We start from the raw sequence: 21,335 nt of genomic DNA on the forward strand, positions 1-21,335 counted from the left end.
AATACTACTACCGGCGCAAACAGCATGAGAATTGCTGGAATAAAAATAGACTATCAATCTGCAAATATTATTAATCGTGGTATCTATTGCAACTTCGCAAAGAACATGAAGGTTGCCAGCAAACTTCCAGTCCGGTTCGATCGCCAATTATATTTATTCCATCTTATTGTAATATTCCTGTGGCTCAAGCCTTCCGCCACACTCACATTGAGATTCAGATGAGTAATAGATACTTTTACATTCTTTGCAAACACAACAATATGATCCATCAAATAGATCTCTTTTTCTTGCTATTTGCAAAATGTGGAAAAAAAATGTTGAAAAAACGCCACAACATGATGCAAAAATTAACACTTTAATTGTTGGTCCATTAATTACACTGCTATGTTTATTAGGCAATATAAAGCCAGCGATAAATGCAAAAACAGTAACAAACAAACCGATCAGTAATGGCGTTTTTGAACGAATAGCACGACTCAACATCATCCTTTCAATGTCTTTTATCTCTTTATCAGTTTTACGTGCGTAGTTCATGTAAATATAACATGGACATTGAGTCCGACAGGTGGAGTGACCAGACATGCTTTGCCCAGTGTTCCTTAGTGGGTTGTCGGTAATGTTTGTGTTGTTTTATACAGTGCAGACCCTGGTTAGGTGAGTGAGCTGACGCCATATCGTCAACTCACTCAATTTTCCATATTCAGTCTGTTACATGTATTCTATTACCCCATTAATTATTCTAGGTGATTTGCAGTCTTTTATAGATTTCAGGAAGCTTTCTGCGGGTCTTCTCCTTGACTTCTTCAAAAAGATTTCGTCCATGACTATCCATTGCCACCGTCAGGGGGCCGAAATCTTTTACCCGAAATTTATAGAGTGCCTCCGGGTGGAGATGCTCCCAATAGACCTCTTCAACTTCCTCGACCTGCTGGGTCTCGAGTGCTGCAGAACCACCAACGATTGCCAGGTATACAGCTGCATGTTCCTGCATTGCCTTCAAGCTGCCTTCATAGAGGCCACCTTTACCAATTATCGCCTTCACACCATATTGACCGATCAGGTCCGGGGAAAAACGGTCCATTCGAGTGCTCGTTGTCGTTCCGACACATATCTTTTCCCATTTGTCCCCAACTTTTTTCAAACTTGGAGCTGTGTGAATACAGGGCATTCCCGCAAGACTGACCGGCGGTTCATGATTCTGGTCAAACATGTAGATCTGCGTCAAATCCCTAATGCCAAAAAGCGTCCCGTCAAAATAGACGATATCTCCTGCTTGAAGCTTTCTGATCGCTTCATCTGTGAATGGGGTTGTTAGGTGGTGAGTTGCCATTCTGATTCCCTCCTTGGTAGTTAATATCCGTACTCAACATTGCCGTTTGGATAAATCTTTGCACGAGCCCGCCGGGCTGGCCAACACTGGGTATTGATGGCAATCGGGTTTTGGGTAATATGGGTATAAGCAGTCTCGATATGAACGCCGAGTGTGGTGATCTTGCCTCCGAGTCCCATTGGGCCCCGATCCATTGAATTGATGGCCTCTTCAAGCTCTTCTTCCATCTCTGCAATTTGCGGATCCGGATGCCTCTGGCCGACGGGGCGAGCAATTGCCTCTTTGGCAAGTTTCATCACCAGGTCCGCCGTACCACCGATACCAATTCCAATGATCCCTGGGGGGCACGGGTTTGCTCCGGTCTCAAAAACGGTATCAATTACGAACTTCTTGAGCGCGGATATCCCATGCGCTGGGTAAAACATCTTCATCGTGCTCATGTTTTCCGACCCAGAACCTTTTGGGATCATGAGGATATCGAGATAATCGTTTTCCCCATCAAAGTCATAGTGCACAACGGGTAGCCCCTCGCCAACGGAGGTTTGTGGATTGATCCTTGTCAGTGGGTGGGTGGAGCTTCCCCTGAATGGAAACTCCCGGGTTGCACGCTCGGCTCCCTTCGCCAACCGTTCTTTTATCTGGTAGCCGTTCCAGGGAAATTGGGAACCTACCTTAACCATATAGATAGGGAGACCGGTATCCTGACAAATCAGTGTCTTGTTTTTGTCCGCGACCTCAATCGTCTTGAAGATGGCTTTGAAGATCTCTTTAGCCGTCGGGTTTGTTTCCCGGTCATGGGCCTTTTTCAGGGCCTCCCGCACATCGGGCGGCAAATCGCATAACGCCCGTATATAAAGCTCCTTAGCGACATCTTCGACAATTTGATAATCAAGATCAGCCATGGGTGTACCTCCAATAATGTTAATCCAGCTCAACTCTAGAATGTGATGTAACGCTTTCTCGTGGAACCATCGTTATGCCGAGCTTCGGTAATCAATGTCCCGTAACCAGTGAAACACTCTCTTTTGCTTTTCCCTGCTCGAGTACTTCGCGTTTTTCAATCAGGCGGCCAGCATTGTCCCGGAAGTCAAGAGCCAGCATGAATTCGGCCAAAGCATCTAATTCATCTTGTTTCATTGGGTATTTCGGCATGATGGAAAAGGAGCTCTGAGCCTGTGGATCCTTGACATACGCTGCGAGATACTCCTTGGTTCTTCCCTTGGGATTTAACCTTGCCATATCAGGACCAACCCTCCGACCGCCTTCACCGCTGGTCTGATGGCAATAGGCACAATCCTGTTTCACATATATCTGCAACCCTGCGTTTTCGGTTTCGGTAAGATTTCGCTCAGGTAAGAGGATCTCCCCGCCGTAATCCCGAGCAGCGGCGAATGCGGTTATCGTGAGATAGACAATGACAACAGCGCTGCTCACCCCGACCGCAGTCGCGAGGGGACGTTTTGCCATCCCAACATGTTTGGATTTTTCAATAAATGGCAGCCCCAGAAGGACAACTGCACAGAGTGTTGGAATACCCAGGCTTCCGATAACCTCCGTTGATCCGGAAAAAAACGTCAGAAGTTGGAATATCCACATGAAATACCATTCCGGACGGGGAAGGTAGCTCTCGTCGACGGTGCCGACTATGCCTTCTTTGGGAATATCAGCAAAGATCGATAAATAAATAATGGCTCCAAATACTGCGATAAATACCAGGGTGCTTCGTCCGCAATGTTCTGGGTAAAAACGATAGAGCTTGGTTGTGGTGGCATGGTTGGCTGCAGCGTCAAGCTCACCCTTGGCTTTTGGCTTGTGATCACTTACGCCGTGTAACCTCACCAGATATATATGCGCGGCAATCAGAACAATCATAACCGTCGGCAGCACGAGCATGTGAATTGCGTAAAACCTGGTGATGGTAAATCCGGAGACCTGGCCACCGAGAATCAGGCTGGTAATCCCCTCCCCGACAACCGGGATATCTCCGGGTATTGCCGTTGCGACAACAGTCGCCCAGTATGCCTTCTGATCCCACGGCAGCAGATAACCGGTAAAGCCGAGACCGAGTGTCGCAAACAGCAAAAACACACCGACAATCCAGGTCAACTCACGCGGCGCCTTGAATGAACCATTAAAAAACACGGCATAAAGATGAAGGCAAACTGCCAGAACCATTGCTCCGGCACCCCAGTGATGAATCCCCCGAAGAATATCCCCCATGGGCACATCATTCATGATATACTCTATCGACTGATAGGCCTTGTCAGGAGAAGGGCTGTAATACATAGCCAAAAACATCCCGGTGACCGCCAGCAAAACGAACAGCATCACGCAAAGACTGCCAAGAGTCACAGACCACCCAAGATTGGTGGGGAGTTTTTTGTAAAGAAAAGGTTTTAGGTGAACATCCCAACCAATGCGCTGCAAGAGTACTTTCTGAAAATCTGTCATGATTACACCATTGCTATTAGTATATTTCCGTTCTCAACCCGATGTTCGAGTGTAGCGAGCGGCCGAGGGGGCGGACCTGCTTTTACCGATCCATCGAGTTCAAAAGCTCCTCCATGACAGGCACACAGAAAGAGTTTCTGTCGAGCGTCCCAATGAACTGAGCAACCTAAATGAGTGCAGCGGCTGTCATACACTACGACCTTGTCTTCTTCCTGGTTGCGGTAGATCATTACCGGCTTTACCCGTTCCTGGTTGTAGAAACCGACATTCTCAACATATCGAAGGTTTACCGTTGTCACGTCGCCTTCCTTGAGATCACCAAGCTTCCCCGCCGGCACCCATACCGGCTCCTTCTTGTCCAAGGACTGGCCCACAAATGTTGAAGCAAGAACGCCACCTACCGTGAGGGCGGAAACTGCACCGAGACCAACCGTGACCTTGGCGAGAAAATTCCTCCGACCGGTATCAAGGTTTTCATCACAACCACATTGACCAGCCTCCCCTGAAGCATGCGCCGCACATGGTTCAGCAGCGACATTCTCCCCGTGCGCCGGCGCTGAGGCAGCTGCTTCAGCTTTACTTTTTGCTTTTGCTCGGAAGGGCTCCTTGATTGCCAGGCGTTGGATAAACTTGATTGATCTGGTACAGCTGATCTCCTTCGGGCACACTTCAGTACAGTTGAACTCAGTTCGGCAGTTGTAGCATGACTGTAGGACACGATCCAGCCGCTCTTCGTACAGCGCATCCCGACTGTCCAGCAACAGCGTGAACGCACGGTTCAGCGGGGCGGGGCCGGCATAGCCATCGTGATAATTGACCATTGTGCAGCTCGAAACACAGCAGCCGCAAGCGATACATTCAGTTGAAAAACCGATTGCCCTCCGCTCTATGGAGTCCGGTCTGATAATAGCCGGCTCCTCACTCATATCCCTGGGTTCGAAAAACGGTAAACACTCCTCGTATTTTTCAAAAAACGGCCCCATATCAACAACTAGGTCCTTAACCACCGGGAAATGATTCAACGGCCTGATGGTCAGATCTTTAGATTCAGCAAAATCCGACACATTGGTTTTACAGGCCAGCCCTTCCCGGCCATTTATGACTACAGCGCACGATCCGCACATATTGACCCTGCATGCATAGCGAAAGGCCAGGGTCGAATCCTGCTCCCTCTGGATTCGCAGCAATACATCAAGGATCGTGGTATTGGTCTCGTCCTCTATGTGGAGATCGTAGTGGTCATAATGACCGTCCCCTCCCACCGTTGGATCATACCTGTATATTGCAACTTTTCTTGTGTTCCCTTGTTCTTGAGCCATAAGATGCCTCCTCGTTTTAGAAGTTGACGATTACATAGCCCGCCAGATCAGTCCGGCAATAACAAGCCCAAGAGCGGTAAGCCCCCAGATCAAAGCACGTTGATACTTGACATTGACCAGGTTGAAGTCGAGGAGGATTACCCGCAACCCAAGTGTTGCATGGAAGGTTACCGCCAGCAGCAGCAGAAACTGCAGCCACGGTTTATAGGTAAGTGTGACATGCAGGCCGAGTAGAAAGATGATCGCAACAGCCGTGATACGCTGCCACATCCAGGCCCACATCCCGACAAACATGTTACGATGCCTGTTCGGATCAAGTTCACCCCATTGAAGCGGTTTACGATAATTGTTTACATTTTGCTGTTCCATCTTGGTTTCCTTTTCTTTTAGGTGGCTCTTAGGTATTTCGATTTCGATTTATTTTTTGTGATTTCTGCATTCCTCGGCGGATTTATATTTAAAATCAACCGGTTCAGAATGAAGCGTAGGTAAACCATTGTCACCAAGGGTCAGGTATGTGTTGAAGAGGCCGATCTCATCATTTTGATCCGGGAAGTCACTTCTGTAATGAGCAGCTCTTGATTCTTTGCGTGCAAGTGCACTGGCAACAACCATGTCTGAGACATCGATCATGTTCGTCAAATCGATGTAGGTGTTCCAAACCATGTTGTAGTTGTCCCCGCCAGTCACTTTGACTTTTTTAGACTCTTCTTTCAGGAAGTTGATTTCGCCTATTGCTGATTCCATGTCCTGACCGTTACGAACAACACCGACCTTTTTCCAGTTACATTCCTGCAGCTGCCTGCGGAGCTGGAATACATCTTCCGTGGAGCCGGATCGCCCGAATGGTTCGGTGAATTTTTTCTTGAGTTCATCCACCAGGCCAGGTGCGGTCTCAGGAGGGGTAGAGGAGTTGGTCCTAAAGAACCTGGCCAGGGATTTACCAGCCTGCCGGCCATAGACGGCAGATTCACAAATACCGTTTCCGCCGAGACGGTTGCCGCCATGAACGCCGCCGGAATCCTCGCCGGCAACGAATAAGCGTCGGAGTGAGGTATGACAATTTTTATCAATGTCGGCACCACCCATAACAAAGTGGGCGGTCGGGGAAATGGGTACTCTCTCCCGTGCGAGATCGTAACCAAACTGCCGGCAGCGAGCTGCCATGCCAGGAAAATTCTTAAGGACAAATTCCGCACCCATATGTGCGGCATCGATCTGGATGCCACCCTCCACGCAGGCCCTTCCCGCCAACATTTCAAGGAATGCTGAACGACTCACCACATCTCGTGTTGCACGTTCTTCTGCAGGGTCGTACTTATGCATGTAGCGCTTTCCCTCCCCGTTATAGAGGTGCGCCCCGGCTCCACGCAATCCTTCCTCGAGAAGTGAACCAGCCACTACGCTTCCGGGGATTATCAGTCCCGTAGGATGAAATTGAATCATTTCCATATCCCGCAATCGGACACCGGCACGGTAAAGCATCGCCAGGCCATCTACAGATTTTTCCGGGCCGGGAGCATGGAAACTATACTGGGTAGGACCGCCACCGGTTGCCACCAGTGTTGCGGCAGCCTCAATAACGACGAATCGTCCCTGTTTCATATCCAGCATCAAAGCCCCTGTGACCTCATCCCCTGAATCGTCAGTAAGAAGGTCCACAGCTCTGCATTCCTCGAGAACTTGGATATCCCGCTTCATGATCTGCTCAGTCGTGCGACTGATCATTTCAATACCTGTCAAGTCTCCCTTGTGCACCGTCCTATCGAACGACTGCCCCGCAAACGGTTTCTGATGGATGGTTCCGTCAGGGTTGCGATCGAAAAAGCACCCAAATCGTGTTTCCATCTCTTTTATGGTTGGAGTTGCTTCTTCAACGAGAGTCCTGGCAAGATCCTGATCATTGACATACTGACCACCCTTGAGGGTATCCATCAGGTGCTTTTCGTGGGAATCTGAATCGTTTAAAACGACATTGAGGCCGCCCTGAACCATTCGGCTGCAGCCCCCTTTCCCCTTGAGCGCCTTCGTTACGATTGTGATTTTAAGATCAGGATTAGCGTCATACGCATAGAGAGCTGCTAATTGCCCCGCAGCACCCATCCCGAGAATTAGAATATCTGTTTTTAAAGTTTCGTGAGACATAGCGTCACTCCTGAGGTTAAATTGGAAATTACAACAGATAAAGCAACCTCTATGCCAACGAACACTAAAACATCCAACACCTTGTTATTACGGATTATTGAAAGGCTAGACGAAACCAGAACCCAATCCGGGCCGAAACTTTCAGCCTCAAAACTGGGCCCGGGCCCACTTTTGGGCTTGCGTAATTATTCTAAAGTAGTAGAAGAAGATGGCGATCATAGCCTAAAGGTAATGGAGATTACCTTTTACGTAGACTCTTCGATCAGGCGAATGGGTCAACCTATTGAAATATAGGCAAAACATAAAAAATCAGAAAAAATGCGCTGGGACTTAGCAACACGTCATAAGATTCTCTTGGAAGTCAACAATGCGGTAATCACCAACTATTCCATTGATGATTTTTTCGGATCACTCTCAACCGAGCTGAGAAAACATTTTCACTACGATCGATTATCCATTTTCATTTATGATAACGAAGCTGATTCACTCACTTATTTAACGTTGGCTGATGGCGTTCAGCCTAAAGGTTTCGAAAGAAATGTTCGTCCGCTCGCCAGCGGTGCAGTTGCAAGAATGGTGATTCAGTCCAAACAGAGGATAACCATCAAAGAACTATCTCGTTACACCGACCAACAGTCAATTCTTGCGATGGTCAATGCCGGCCTCGTATCAACGATGGCATTTCCCCTGATTGTGCGTAATCGAATTCTTGGAACACTACATATGTCGTTTAAGAAAGTTCCGAGAGACTTTTCTGAGCTTGCTGATATCCTCACCGAGGTTGCTAATCAAGTGGCAATTGCCGTAGGCAATATGGTTACAATCTCTGAATTGGTTGAGGAGAAACAGAACCTTGAAAGAGAAAAGCATTTTCTGATAAACAATGCAGACGATTATCAACCTGCAAACTTCCTGTATACATCACCGGCCATGAGTGATCTCATGCAGCTGGCTCGAAGCGTTGCTGAAATCGATGCACCCTTGTTGATAACCGGCGAGACTGGAACAGGAAAAGACTACGTTGCCCGCTATATCCATTCAATAAGTCACCGAAGGGATCGTCTCTTTGTCAAGGTAAATTGTCCGGCCCTTACCTCGTCACTTTTTGAGAGTGAACTTTTCGGCCATGTGAAAGGTGCGTTCACTGGTGCGGACACTCCTCGAGTAGGGCGATTTGAGATGGCCGATAAGGGGATAATTTTCCTGGATGAAATTGCTGAGCTCCCGATAGACCTTCAAGCAAAACTCCTACAAGTACTGCAAGAACACCAGATTGAACGTGTGGGCGACAACAGGGTGATCAAGACTGATTTTAGACTGATTGCCGCTACCAATCGAGATCTGTCAGAAGCCATCGAACAGAGAAAATTTCGACAAGATCTTTATTATCGCCTGAATATTCTTCAAATCCATATTCCGCCCCTTCGCGAACGGCGGGAGGATATACCCTATTTGATAGAAAAATTGAATGAGGCTGAGTCATTGTCCCTTAACAGGCCAGCGCCAAAATACACACCTAGAGTTATCGATTTCCTGTCAGAATACCAATGGCCTGGAAACGTCAGGGAACTTAAAAACCTCGTAAAACGTTTTGTCATACTAAAACCGGGAGAGGTGTTACCCCTACACGATATCCAAAACCTCGTGGGCACTGTTGGTCAGCGTACCCCTCTATATAAAGGAAATAATGGATCGATGGTTAAGTCAGAGCAATTTGCTATTGAACAGGCTCTTATAGAAAGCAAAGGCATGGTTGGTGGTCCCAATGGAGCTGCAAAGATTCTGGGTGTTCCAAAATCTACCCTGCAATACCGTATTAAAAAATACGGACTCCGCCCGGGAAATTATGCTTAGCGTTCTCATTAGCCATACGTTCCAGAAAATAAATCCCGTCCTGCCTGAGCACGCCCCCATGTGACAGATAGAACATTTCTCTCATGGTTCGGTATCACATGCCAGGCTGTTCAGTACCCGGAAAATTATCGCCAGACGCTCTCACCACAGGCTGTCTTGCCGAAGTCGCATTGCCGATCCCAAGGAGGACGTCCAACGGCGAAGACTGGCTGTTCCCCGGCTGGCCACAGAGTCACTTCTTGAGTCAGGCACTCTCATGCAGCCTGGTCATTATCAACTCACGATGCCCAGGCAGTTCTGCCGCAGTCAGGCGACCGTTAGCGGCATGGAAACAACAAGAAAAAAGCAGGCTAGTATCCGAAAGCGAAAAATTCCGATAAAAATGACTTCACCGAGGTCATCATTGAACTTCCCCCCTTGTTGCACTGAAACAGGCTGATAATATTGCCGATTTCATCAAATTTAATATTTTCCCTGCTGTCTACCGGGGAAGGCACCGGGTAATTTTTCATATCTTTCAATAACGATGGAGAGACTACAATTTCATTATAATATTTCGCATCTTTTACATATACCAACTTGATATCGCGGACTGGTACCTCATCGATTGTTTTGAAACAAGCCTTCAGGACTTCAACGTCAGTTTCATAATAGATGGGCGTTGCCCCTATCCTCGGATCGGATACTGCAATGCTCGCGTTATAGGTCTTTAAACGATCTGTTTTTTGCACAACTCTAGCCGAAACAAAATCGGCATACCCGACACCTGAACTATTCCCCCCTGCACCTTTACTTAAATCCCTGATATAAATTCGCCTGATATTGGTATTTTCTGCATGAGCCTTCATAGATTCAACAACATCCCTGGTGTCAGTGGTGAGTGACCCTAACGTGTCGATTATCAGCAAATCTATCCTGCCCATGGGAAGACGTGAACTCATGATTTTTGTTGTTTTGAAGAGTCGTGCCTGACTACTGGTACACTCATTAAGGGAAATAATTTTTGTCTGATCCATTTATGATATCTCCGTATCTTCAAGCAATAACCTAACCAGGTTCAAAGCTCCAGTAACCTCAGAGCATAGGGTCCATCACCTGCCTGTGTACAAGCAATAATGGTGCCATTTCTTTCTGGATCAGAGTTAGACTGATTTCACTGTGCTATATCTAAGAAATTTCTATACTGCGATACTATCTGGTTTGGCAAAATATTAACGATACAGCCGATTATTGGTCTTGGCGGGCCCAAAATTGGGTCCCAAGAAGGGACACCTATTTCTGGAATTGTCATTATTTACCTTAAAGGTTGCCCAGTCTCTTCGTTCATGCCGACATGTATATATCAGTGAGATATTCAATGCCGGCAGGGATGAAAGCCTGGTATAGTCATCATTTCATTACAACATGATTTCAAATATGGTAAAAGTTGGTTGCCGGCACCAATAAATCTTTATGATTTCAGGTCAATTTTCGACATTTGTTTTTGTCGGATGGACTCAAAAATCATTTGACTTCACCTCAATACATTGTGGTTGCTATGCTTTCTTCTAATGATATTAAATCCATATCTCTAAGTTTAGATTCATCGCATAATGGAATCATAGTCATAAACCGTGATGGAATAATTCTGATTTACAACAAGTCAGCAAAAAGAATATTTAATGACGGTGAAGCTGATTTTGAAGGCCGAAAGATTAAGGATATTCGACCTGAAGCTTGGGATGATCTTGAAGCTATTTTTAAGACAGGACAACCCCAGATAGGTAAAAAAATAACCCTTGATAGAGCAACTATTATAACAAATCGTACTCCCATCGTTGTTGAAGACAACGTTGTCGGTGTCATAACTGTGTTCCAGGATGTATCAGAACACGAAGCTATTATTTCTCAACTTTCTAATTACCAGAAATTACACAAAGAATTAGAGGTTATTTTTGAGTCATCTTACGATGGCCTGTTTGTCTCTGATGGGAGTGCCAATTGCCTTAGTGTCAACAGATCTTATGAAGAGATTACCGGCACTAGACGTGAGAATTTGATAGGTAAGAATACGAAGTCGCTCGTTAAAGATAAGATCGTTGACATTTCCGTTAGCTTAGAAGTCCTAAAACAGAAAAAACAAATTACATTGTTGCAGGTAATCAATCAGAAGAGGGAGGTGATCGTTACCGGGACACCAGTATGGGATGACGACGAAAATATCTCTAAGGTGGTGGTCAACGTTCGTGATATTACCGAACTCAGTGAGCTCAAGAGACAGCTTGCGGAAACTCGTAAAAAGACGGACTATTACTACCATACACTTCAGGAATATCAGGATACCGAGCATGCGTTGCAGGTTATGGTTGCCAACAGCATGTCAATGCTCAAGATTTTAAGAAAGTCTATTAAAGCAGCGAAGTTTGAAGTGCTGGTTCTCTTGACTGGAGAGTCTGGAGTTGGAAAAAGCATGCTGGCCAAGTTGATACACAAAATGAGCCCGCGAAAGGACCAACCCTTTGTTAAAATTAACTGTGGAGCAATCCCTCCCAATCTTATGGAAAGTGAACTCTTTGGCTACGAAAAGGGTGCATTTACTGGTGCTTCGTCGACAGGAAAGATGGGGCTTATTGGAGCAGCCCACAAAGGAACCGTTTTCTTAGACGAAATTGCTGAGCTTCCCCTTGAGATGCAAGTTAAGCTGCTTGAAGTTATTGAAGATAAACAGTTTAAACCAGTCGGGGCAACCCGAACGACTACAGTCGACGTCAGGATTATAGCCGCCACTAATCGAAATCTTTTTGAGCAAGTTCAAAAAGGTCTTTTCCGGGAAGACCTTTATTACAGGCTCAATGTTGTACCAATAGTTATCCCGCCTTTACGGCAGCGACGAGATGATGTTCCGGCTTTGTGTGAAAATTTTCTTGAGAAAATCAATCGTAAAATGGAGGGAAAAAAGCGCTTTCACCCGATTTTAATTGAATTGTTAAGACAATATGACTTTCCAGGCAATGTCAGGGAATTGTTTAATATTATTGAACGGATGACCGTCTTCAGTGAGGGAGAACTCCTGACCCCCGATGACCTGCCCTCTGAAATTAGAAAAAATTCTACAATTGATTCCAATGAGATTGTAGAGATATCTCCCCTAAAGCAAGCTCTGACGAGTTATGAAAAAAAGCTCCTGAAGAAGGTCCTCAAAGAGAGCGCATCTCTTCAACAAGCTGCAGATATGTTACAAATTCACCCCACAACCCTATCAAGGAAACTGACAAAGCTTAACCTTGAGAAACCTTAAAGAATTCAAGCACCTGCAACATTGCAGTTATCTGCAACATTGCAGAATAATGATTATGACAGCAATATTCTGAGCTTTTTGTCAGAAATCTCTCCTTACCCCCTCTAACATTCTGCATCACTGCAGCTTATCTCGAAGCTACCACCTTCCATCAATCTCTATTTTGCCACCACTACAGGCACTTAGCATTGCCCATTCCAATGGCATAGATAGTGCACCTATGCAGCGGAGAGCAGGATTAGTCAAATGGTCATGACCATCTTCGATGGAACTTTTGACCGACCAGTATTTTCAATGCTGTTATTGATCCTCAAAAATACTGGTTGGCAACTTGAAGCCACTACGTCTTAGATGGGATTGATCTTTCCCCCCCATTGATCCTATTGGGAACATGTAAAGGAGAGCATCATGAAAAAACGAGATCAAAAGATGGTAAACAACCTGGCTCGACGCGATTTTTTACGCTTATGTGCGATATATGGCACAACTGCCGCACTGGGGGGGGTATTAGCAACAGCTGCTACTGCAGGAGAAAAAGAACTCAAGCAGCAAATCTCCATTCAGGCTGAGCAAGAAGCAAAGAAGGCTGCAGTTGCCAAACACACTATGATCTTAGCGGTCGATGGGGTTGGTAATCGCTGGCCTGATGGAGTGGTGTGTACTTCGACCATGTGGAACATCGGGGCATGGAAACTTAAGACTAATATAGAAAACCATTCCAAGGGCGCCATCTATGTCAAGATAGTCGAAGGCGGCGCACTGGGCGGGCAGGTCAAGGCAGCCAGGAAAGTCCAACAGGGCATCCTCCAGGCTTGTACTGCAAGCACCCAGAATATGGCCGCTTTTGCCCCGGTTTGGAATGTTACAGACATTCCATATGCTATCGGTCCCGTAGAAAATTATTGGAAGCTTCTCTATTCCAAAGAAGTTAACGATTCACTCCGTAAAAAGAGCATGGAGCAAGGAGTAATGAACCTTGCCACCTTCCCACAAACACGATGGCTTGAGTTGAAAATGGGGCTTTCCAATGAAATTCGTTTTCCCGAACAGCTCAAGGGTATGAAGATTCGTGTGACTGGCTCAAAGCTTGAGCAAGCAATTTTTGACATCTTACCATCCAGCCCAACCCCAATTGCCTGGGGAGAAGTATATACAGCCATGAAAGAAGGGGCTATTGATGGCATCCACGTCGGTCCCGCTTCCGTAGCCGATGCAGGCATTCACGAGGTTGTCGGCCAGCTAGTAAATACTGAATTTATGTATAATGCCGACACAGTTTGGGTGAATACCAGATGGTTTAAAAAGTTGTCAGCCGTCTTACAAGAAGCTGTGTTAGAAGCTTCATATCAGACCCAGCTCTTCATCGAAGGAATTTACGAGCCGCTCCATGCCATGCAAGCGGGGCTTCGACCGAATTCGCCCTCCGACGCCATCTGGAAAAAAGCCGGAACTAAGCAGGTCATTTTAACCGCTACGGAAAGAACTGCCTGGTATGATTATCTTTCTTACGAGAATAATAAAGATCGTTTTGATCCGATGGTGAAGAGATTCGGGAAAACAGAATTTGAAATCGTGCAACAGGTTGCACAAGCAGGTGACGTAGAAAGACAACGATGGTGGAAATCGTAACAAGAAGTCGCATGGATTGTGAGTGGGGTAGCTACTTATAATTATACGCCTCACTCATTTATAACTAGCTGCAACAGGTGCTTAATCGTGTGTTACACATGGGCTTGGAGGTCTAGTTTTGGGAATACTTTGGAAATCAATTAAATGGCTCGACGAGAATGTCGAGTACTGGCTTTGTTTTGTCTTCTATTCATACATGGCTGGAATAATTGTTGTGGAGGTCTGTCGCCGATACTTCTTCAATGCCAGTAGTTCCTGGGGAGAGGAAACAGCAATTTATGCCTTCATATGGATGACATACTTAGCTGCTGCCCGCGGTGTTCGAGGCCGCAAGCACCTTTCAGTAGAAGCTTTACGTCACCGGATGACCAGGACACAAAAATACTGGGCATTTGTACTTAGCGATGTCTCTTTTCTTATTTTAGCCGTTACGGTTGCCTATTATTCGCTCATCCCAGTCACCAATAGTATTCAGTATGGCCACACAATGTTTGGGATAGATCTCCCTCTGGCACTCGCCACCTCTTCAATTACTGCAGGTTGGATTCTAATCGCGATCCGGGTTGTCCAGCGCTTTTTGGATACCCTGCGACGGTTTCGCATGGGCCTGCCGCTTGCGGAAGAACAGGTGTTCTAATCGTTACGATTATCGGTGTCTTTACCCTTAAGTGTTAACTGTGAGAGGAGAATTACGTGGAAACCTTAGCATTAGTTAGTCTACTGATTACAGCCGTGCTGTTGTTGCTAGGTGTTGAAATACTGGTTTGCCTTGGTGGGGGAGCAATTTTAATGACGCTCATGACTGGGGCTTTTCCTATTGAAAATGTTGGTTTTACTGCATTCAGTTCGATCAATATCTTTCCCTTACTTGCCATGCCCCTTTATATCCTGACGGGTGATTTAGTGTCGGCTGGCGGCATTTCGCACATGTTTGTCGTGCTTGCCAAGTCTCTGGTCGGTTGGGTGAGAGGGGGCTTAGCTGTCACCACTATGGTAGCCGCCGAAGGTTTCGCAGCGATTAGTGGCTCCAATTCTGCCACCGTTGCTGCCATGGGCAGAATAATGGTCCCGGAACTGAAAGAGGATGGTTACCCTGAGGACTTCGCTGCCGGCACAATAGCTTGTTGCGGTACGATCGGGATAATAACTCCCCCCAGCATCGTTTTTATCCTCTATGGTGTTACTGCTGGTACCTCGATTGGTGACTTATTCCTTGGTGGCGTCCTCCCAGGTCTAATATTGGTAACTGCCATGTCAACTGCCGCCCTGACAGTTTGCTGGCGTCGTGGATATGGTAGTACCTTCCCATTCGATCTCGGGACAGCGCTCCGGGCGGCCTGGAAAGCCAAACTGGCTTTCGGTGCTATTGCAATCATCTTGGGCGGTATATATGGGGGGTTATTTACTCCAACGGAGGCGGCTGGTATCTCAGTTTCTTATTGCCTTTTGGCCGGACTTTTTATCACCAGAGAGATTAAAGTAAAACAGCTCCCCGCAATCATGGCTCAAAGTTCCGGTGTAAATGGAATGATCGCACCGATTATTGCAATGGCCATGATCTTTTCTGAACTCCTGGCTGTAACCGGGCTCCCCCAAGCCGGAGTGAGTTTTCTTCTGGGATTTTCAGAAAACCCGACCGCTGTGATGGGGTTGGTCCTGCTGATACTCCTCATCGCAGGGTGCGTTATGGAGGCCACTCCAAACATTCTTCTCCTGACCCCGCTTCTGGTTCCAGTTGCAAATAGCCTCGGGTATCATCCAGTCCACTTTGGTGTGATTATGGTAGTTACCCTCGCCATAGGATTTGTGACTCCCCCACTTGGATTAAATCTCTTCGTTGCAAGTAGCGTTACCGGAGTTTCCTTTACTCGTATTGCCGTAAGAGCCATTCCATATATCATCGCCTTGGTAACAGGTCTTTTGATTATATGGCAAGTCCCTTATCTCTCCCTGATCTTTTTAGAACATTGATCAAGATGTAGAGCAAAATGTGACTTATAATAGACAATTAGACACGGAGAATTGCTTTAATGGTGAATCAAAACTTTGAACTGTATTTTCCCACCAAGATGATGTTTGGTGCAGGTAAATCCAAGGCTGCTGGTGAAATCATTCATTCCCTGAGAGGTCGAAACGTTCTGGTGGTTACAGATCCAGGCGTGGCTGGGGCGAACCTGCTTGACGGAATCCTCTCATCTCTCAAAAAACAAGGCCTGTCATATAATGTCTTCTCTGATGTTGGACACGAAGCCACGTTAAACAAGGTCCAGGAAGGATTGGATGTGGTGAAGGCTAAAGGGAGCGATATTCTTCTTAGTGTCGGTGGTGGTAGTGTAATGGACACGGCCAAGGGTATCGGTTGCCTGGCGAATAATCCTGGTAACCTGGCAGATTACGAAGGGCCGGAAAAATTCAAGAATCCACCTCTGCCCACCGTAGCTGTGCCCACCACAGCTGGAAGCGGGAGCGAATTAAGTTTTGGTGCCGTAATCTCGGATACGGAGAGAAAATACAAGTTTTCTTTCAGGAGTTCGATGCAGATACCTAAGGTGGCGATTCTTGATCCTGAACTGTTGCGGACTACACCGCCGAAACTTGCCGCTGCCTCCGGAATGGATGCCCTTTCCCATGCTCTGGAGGCCTATGTATCAAAATGGTCGAACTTCATGACTGACGCTTACTGCAGGCAAAACTTTCAACTGGTTGGGAAATATTTGAGGCGTTTTGTTGCTGACCCATCGGACATCGAAGCAGCATCCGGCATGCTTCTAGCGAGTTCGATGGGTTCCATGGCCTTCAATGTAGCAAGACTGGGGCTTGTACACGGTATTGGTCATCCCGTCGGGGCCAATTTTCACTTGCCCCATGGAGTAGCATGCGCGCTGCTAATGCCGCATGTAATGCAGTTCAATCTTAGTTCATGCCCTGACAAATTTGCGGATATTGCTGCTGGGCTGGAAGGAGCCGTGAGCGATAGTACACCCGAGCAGATGGCCCAATCTGCGGTTGATGCGGTTTTAAGGTTGACGGATGATCTTGGTATCAAGGCAGATTTCAGTTCATACGATATTACTGAAGAGTTATTGTCACGTCTTGCTGATGAAACACTGAGTTCTGGCATGCAATTGACAAACCCTCGCGATCCCGACAAAAATGATATTTTGGATATCCTGCGTAAATTTTTCGAGACAAACTAGTCGATACTGAAAAAGGCTATATTGATTTCTACTAAGTGGTCCTAAAAGCGGGACCACTTCTATTTGAGTATCTTCTGAGAATTCTGTAGTAAGGCAGGGGCGCCGTGTTTTGGGCTATCTGATAATAGTGACAATTCCAGACCTGCCCCTCGGTTGTTGATTAATACGGTACAAGGAGAGCAGAAACAGGATACCAGACAGTAAAATCAAGTTTTTGGGACTATGTTTTAAGGGAGATCCCGTTATATGCAAGAAAACGCTATAGAGAGTTCCTTGGGGATGGTTGCCTCAAGCCACCGTCTCCATGGGAACAACTCAGGGCACAGATTGTGTGTGGCAGCGTTTCTTTTGGAAAATGTTTACAAGTGTATCTTGAAGGGAATATTACCCAAAAAGAAGTCCCCAGAGTCGAGGGATATACTGGAAGAGCTCTGCTGAGTCGGTTGCTACCGATTTCGCTCAGAACAGACAAGGCCCCAAAGAAATAGCGGGCTCGTCAAGGCTCATCCTAAATTCGGCTATACGTTGAAAGAGATTACCGAACATGTGGGGCTACATCATTCAACAGTGAACAAAAAAATATCCCTCTAACAATGTGTAGTTGCAATTCAAGGCCCGCCCCCATTATTGTGAAACAGAAGCAGGAGAAGGGCAATGATACCAATTCACAAACTGTTGGATCGTATCCGCTGGGATACCGAATATGCCAAAGCTGACTTTAAGATTGGTTATTACGACAGGATAGAAGGAAAGATCATAATTGTTCCCCTAAAACAGGTCTGCTTCGAATCAAGCAACCACTTCTCTCTTGACGTGTTAGATGACTCAACCGAATTGCACATGATACCTCTCCATCGAATCAGGCAAGTTTACAAGGATGACGAACTTATCTGGGAGCGGCCCATTGATTAAAGATTGAGCAAAGTTGCTCCTTGATAAGTGCCTGATACCCATTAGAAGAGACCGTTAAAACGCGGGAGCCTCATTCCCCGATTTTGCGCTGTGCAAGTCCCAACCAACAAAAATGACCGATTGCCTTGCCTGCAGCATTGCTTCATGCAAAGCTTTGAAAATAGACTTCGCCATCAATCAGGCAGGAGGCACGATGAGCTTTTTAAAGCTGCCAGCAGTTCTCTTGCGGTTTGAAGAGGTTTTCCACCTCATCCTCCTGGGCCATTTGGAGATTGGAATCCAGGCAGTTCCTATATATCTTTGTTTGCAGACATGACTGGCCAAAGGGCAAAATCGTTGTTTTTCTTATAGCCCACCCCGACGGCTCCTTTAACCATATAGAGAACATAAGCCCAATCAGTTTCAAACGAACTGGTGGTTGATGACCAATAGGCTTGCTGAATATCAGAAAACGGGTGTCCCCCGGGAAGAGCTGGGGAATGGGTGGATGCATCGACAAGACTCTCCAGCTCATTGATGGTCGGCATTCGCCAGGGCAGATTCGATTTTCTGGCATAGATGCTGATTGTTGAAAGTGCCTCACTCCAGGAGGCTGCCTGTTTGCCCAGATTGGCTTTTGTGTGCCAGATAAGACCTGTCAATACATCCAGGATGCCAAATTCCGATTGCACAAAGCGGGGGTTAGGCCAGGGAGCGCCGAGAACCAGCGAACCATCCTGTCCACCCCCATCGCAGGGTATGATAGAGCCCAGTTCATCGTAGCAATTTTTCGCTCCGGTAGAGGGGAGTCTATCTGTGTTGCCGCTGACCGACCATAGCCAGGAGTACCCATCCTTGTTGCCATAAAACATCCTGCCCCCTTCAAGATGAACGTACCAGGCATACCGCGGGGCAATAGCGGCTGTCGTCGATGTCCAGAACCAACCTAGAAATACATTCTGAAAAGGATGGCCTTTGGTGAGTGCTGGATTTTTCGAGCTGTGATCAATTAGGCTTCTCATTTCTCGTCGATTCGGCATCCGCCAGTCTTTTCTGCTGTATTGCTCTTTTTCATTCATCCGCCTCACGAGTTCCAGTCCTTCCCGCCAGGTTACGGGAAACTCAGAGATGCAGCAGTTTCTTGTCCAGATAAGATCCGTTGCCCTGTCCAAAACAAGGTGCTCATCAATCATTTCAAAACGCTCAGCAGGCCAGTTGATTCCAGGTAAAAATTCAGCATCCTGACCGGAACCATGGCATTCAATCACCTCACCGTTTTCATCGTAGCAATGTCTCAAACCGGTTGACAGAATATGACTGGAAATCATGTCTCTTCACTGCTCCTTGGTGTGCCTTTTATTGTTTCATATTGCTTGATTTCGAAAGAGCTTGGTAACAACCCATAAAACAGGAACAACTGATAATAGATGGCCAATATTGATCCGCACGTTGACTATCCAACATTGGCCGATACCTCGTCCCTGGGCTGCCTAAAGAAGGATTCAATCTCTCCAGGCCGCTTGTGGAAAGAACACATAATTATCTTATAGGGTAAGGACAACTCTAAGCCGTGCCATGGAGGAAGGAGGTTCTCTCCCTTGTGCTGGGGAACGAACATACGATCATTTCTTGGCAGGGTGCCTTTTGGTGGGTGCCCCCTCCTGTTTTGCCCCAGCATGTTTTCAACGACAAGCATTCACGACTATTTACACAAGCATATAAATGCATATTAAAATAATTATAGGATGATTTGGTTGAACCTTGGGCCTTACTGCTCATCAAACTGAAATAAGGTTTCATTATGAATGAAAAAATAAGTCAAATGGCTTCAGAGTATGCAGATCGGCCAACCACCACAGTAACGCTGAAAATGCCTATTGAATTCTTTGAGCATGTGAAAGAAGTGGCGGCCCTGGAGGAGACTGAATATCAGACAATTATTAATTATTACGTCCAACAAGGTCTGATTAACAGCAAGGCTGAGGTCAAACGTCTGCAGTTCGCGGAAAATGCAAAAAAAATTCTAGAAAAACATGGCACTCACCAAGATGTCATTGATGAGATTTCCAACATGTTTTTGCATTGATATTGCCCTGTGGTGAAGAGGCCAGGTCTATTATTAAGGAGTACGCTGCTCACCTCAATGACTGGTCAGGTCGTGAGTTTTGAATCTTCGCTGTTCGCAGATACAATCTTGCTTACCGTTTAATAATGCAAGCCAAAGTGCGTGGCTGTCTGCTTCTGCGTGTACCGAATTCCAGTTGGGCCTTGATGATGTCGGCACCTCTTTGAGCCTTACCTTCCCTGCCCGCACCAAAATTCATGACCTACCCCTGCACGCGAATGGCGCCAACGTTATGCCCCGGACGCTGGCGGCCACATAAAATCAGAGCAGCCTGAAAGGACTGGCCTTGTTGGTCCAACTGCTGTCGGGAAATTGGTGGAGCAATTTTTCGTAGGCTTTTTTTAATTCAGCTGGATCATTCTTATGCTTATAACGGCTTACCCCGCTGAAAAATATTGCTTCCGGCACTACATTTTCCTTTGGAAAGTGATTGAATATTTTTTCGAAATGTACCTTGGCAGTGTCGTATTCCCCGACAGAAAAGTGAGTCTTTGCTATGCCCAAATGCATGGCTGCTATAAATTGATCAGGATTGAGGAAGCCGATGGAGCGGTGAGCCTCATGGCCCTTATAATCTAGAATAATCAGTGTCGGAGTCCAGATAGCAGAGTAGCGTTCATATGATGATTTTTTTTCGATATCCACTCGTAGAGGTATCAGGTGCTTTTCAACAAACCTGATAACCGTATCCGACGAATACGTGGCTGCATCCATTTGTTGGCAGCCTATACATTGAGGATCAAAATAATAAAACAAAATCGGCTTTCTTGCCGAATATGCTGAGTCTTCAGCATACCCCAGGGCCGTTTGCCATTCAATCGAAGCCATATGACACCTCACCTTTTTTGTTTTGAACTCATGGAGCTTCCGTCCGAAACGGTGCTTTTCCCCATCCCGTAGTTCTCCACCACTTCAGTGTACAGCACCCACCTGTTATTGAACATTCCTTTACGAACTTGGAGCAACCCAGGTGCCAACTCCAGCACTCTCCGGAGACTGGAAATCCTCCCTCGAATGATATTTCATTCCACGACAGCAACTTCTCGCAATCAGCAACCGTCGAGGCGAACGGATCGCCTCTCGAAGATGTCTCGCAGGGCAGCATAATCCTCCAGCT

The 21,335-nt window shown here is 46.5% G+C and carries 18 protein-coding genes; 8 read left to right on the top strand and 10 right to left on the bottom strand.

Annotated features, from left to right (window positions below; all coding sequences use genetic code 11):
• Window positions 1–153 precede the first annotated feature (153 nt).
• From FCL45_RS01490 to FCL45_RS01520, 7 genes are all read right to left on the bottom strand, one after another.
• Complete coding sequence (locus FCL45_RS01490) at window positions 154–534, bottom strand: hypothetical protein (RefSeq protein WP_136799523.1); 381 nt, start codon at window positions 532–534, stop codon at window positions 154–156.
• A 205-nt stretch (window positions 535–739) separates the two neighbouring features.
• Window positions 740–1,330 (bottom strand): FumA C-terminus/TtdB family hydratase beta subunit, encoded by a 591-nt coding sequence (locus FCL45_RS01495; protein ID WP_136799524.1) that lies wholly within the window; start codon window positions 1,328–1,330, stop codon window positions 740–742.
• A 20-nt stretch (window positions 1,331–1,350) separates the two neighbouring features.
• On the bottom strand, window positions 1,351–2,232 hold the full coding sequence (locus FCL45_RS01500; protein WP_136799525.1) for a fumarate hydratase: 882 nt from the start codon (window positions 2,230–2,232) through the stop codon (window positions 1,351–1,353).
• Between the two features lie 91 nt (window positions 2,233–2,323).
• Window positions 2,324–3,781: a cytochrome b N-terminal domain-containing protein gene (locus tag FCL45_RS01505; protein WP_136799526.1), complete on the bottom strand. Its 1,458-nt coding sequence runs from the start codon at window positions 3,779–3,781 to the stop codon at window positions 2,324–2,326.
• 2 nt (window positions 3,782–3,783) lie between these two features.
• Window positions 3,784–5,100 (bottom strand): 2Fe-2S iron-sulfur cluster-binding protein, encoded by a 1,317-nt coding sequence (locus FCL45_RS01510; protein WP_136799527.1) that lies wholly within the window; start codon window positions 5,098–5,100, stop codon window positions 3,784–3,786.
• A 30-nt stretch (window positions 5,101–5,130) separates the two neighbouring features.
• Window positions 5,131–5,469, bottom strand: a complete 339-nt coding sequence (locus tag FCL45_RS01515; protein WP_136799528.1) for a succinate dehydrogenase/fumarate reductase transmembrane subunit — start codon at window positions 5,467–5,469, stop codon at window positions 5,131–5,133.
• Window positions 5,470–5,517: 48 nt separating this feature from the next.
• The gene (locus FCL45_RS01520) at window positions 5,518–7,245 is read right to left on the bottom strand and encodes an L-aspartate oxidase (RefSeq protein ID WP_136799529.1); all 1,728 of its coding nucleotides are present in this window, start codon (window positions 7,243–7,245) and stop codon (window positions 5,518–5,520) included.
• A gap of 318 nt (window positions 7,246–7,563) precedes the next feature.
• Here FCL45_RS01520 and FCL45_RS01525 point away from each other — a divergent pair, with 318 nt between their 5' ends.
• Window positions 7,564–9,099, top strand: a complete 1,536-nt coding sequence (locus FCL45_RS01525) for a sigma-54 interaction domain-containing protein (protein ID WP_136799530.1) — start codon at window positions 7,564–7,566, stop codon at window positions 9,097–9,099.
• A 350-nt stretch (window positions 9,100–9,449) separates the two neighbouring features.
• Here the strand turns inward: FCL45_RS01525 and FCL45_RS01530 are convergent, their stop codons facing one another.
• Entirely contained in the window at window positions 9,450–10,115 is a 666-nt protein-coding gene (locus tag FCL45_RS01530) for a hypothetical protein (RefSeq protein ID WP_136799531.1), read from the bottom strand.
• Between the two features lie 521 nt (window positions 10,116–10,636).
• On the opposite strand from FCL45_RS01530, the gene FCL45_RS01535 reads away from it, so the two are divergent.
• The 6 genes from FCL45_RS01535 (at window position 10,637) to FCL45_RS01560 (ending at window position 18,114) form a co-directional block, all read left to right on the top strand.
• Window positions 10,637–12,376: a sigma-54 interaction domain-containing protein gene (locus FCL45_RS01535; protein WP_136799532.1), complete on the top strand. Its 1,740-nt coding sequence runs from the start codon at window positions 10,637–10,639 to the stop codon at window positions 12,374–12,376.
• A gap of 408 nt (window positions 12,377–12,784) precedes the next feature.
• Complete coding sequence (locus tag FCL45_RS01540; RefSeq protein ID WP_136799533.1) at window positions 12,785–14,005, top strand: TRAP transporter substrate-binding protein; 1,221 nt, start codon at window positions 12,785–12,787, stop codon at window positions 14,003–14,005.
• A gap of 118 nt (window positions 14,006–14,123) precedes the next feature.
• Window positions 14,124–14,642: a TRAP transporter small permease gene (locus tag FCL45_RS01545; protein WP_136799534.1), complete on the top strand. Its 519-nt coding sequence runs from the start codon at window positions 14,124–14,126 to the stop codon at window positions 14,640–14,642.
• A gap of 56 nt (window positions 14,643–14,698) precedes the next feature.
• A complete protein-coding gene (locus FCL45_RS01550) occupies window positions 14,699–15,976 on the top strand; it encodes a TRAP transporter large permease (protein ID WP_136799535.1) in 1,278 nt (425 codons plus the stop codon).
• A gap of 59 nt (window positions 15,977–16,035) precedes the next feature.
• Complete coding sequence (locus tag FCL45_RS01555; RefSeq protein WP_136799536.1) at window positions 16,036–17,202, top strand: iron-containing alcohol dehydrogenase; 1,167 nt, start codon at window positions 16,036–16,038, stop codon at window positions 17,200–17,202.
• Window positions 17,203–17,856: 654 nt separating this feature from the next.
• Complete coding sequence (locus tag FCL45_RS01560) at window positions 17,857–18,114, top strand: DUF504 domain-containing protein (protein WP_136799537.1); 258 nt, start codon at window positions 17,857–17,859, stop codon at window positions 18,112–18,114.
• Window positions 18,115–18,404: 290 nt separating this feature from the next.
• On the opposite strand, the gene FCL45_RS01565 is transcribed toward FCL45_RS01560, so the two are convergent.
• Complete coding sequence (locus FCL45_RS01565; RefSeq protein ID WP_176359989.1) at window positions 18,405–19,421, bottom strand: Lcl C-terminal domain-containing protein; 1,017 nt, start codon at window positions 19,419–19,421, stop codon at window positions 18,405–18,407.
• 473 nt (window positions 19,422–19,894) lie between these two features.
• On the opposite strand from FCL45_RS01565, the gene FCL45_RS01570 reads away from it, so the two are divergent.
• Entirely contained in the window at window positions 19,895–20,179 is a 285-nt protein-coding gene (locus tag FCL45_RS01570; protein ID WP_136799538.1) for a hypothetical protein, read from the top strand.
• Window positions 20,180–20,479: 300 nt separating this feature from the next.
• Here the strand turns inward: FCL45_RS01570 and FCL45_RS01575 are convergent, their stop codons facing one another.
• A complete protein-coding gene (locus tag FCL45_RS01575) occupies window positions 20,480–21,046 on the bottom strand; it encodes a thioredoxin fold domain-containing protein (RefSeq protein ID WP_136799539.1) in 567 nt (188 codons plus the stop codon).
• Window positions 21,047–21,335: the final 289 nt, after the last annotated feature.

The sequence above is a fragment of the Desulfosediminicola ganghwensis genome (assembly GCF_005116675.2).
Classification (GTDB): domain Bacteria; phylum Desulfobacterota; class Desulfobulbia; order Desulfobulbales; family Desulfocapsaceae; genus Desulfopila; species Desulfopila ganghwensis.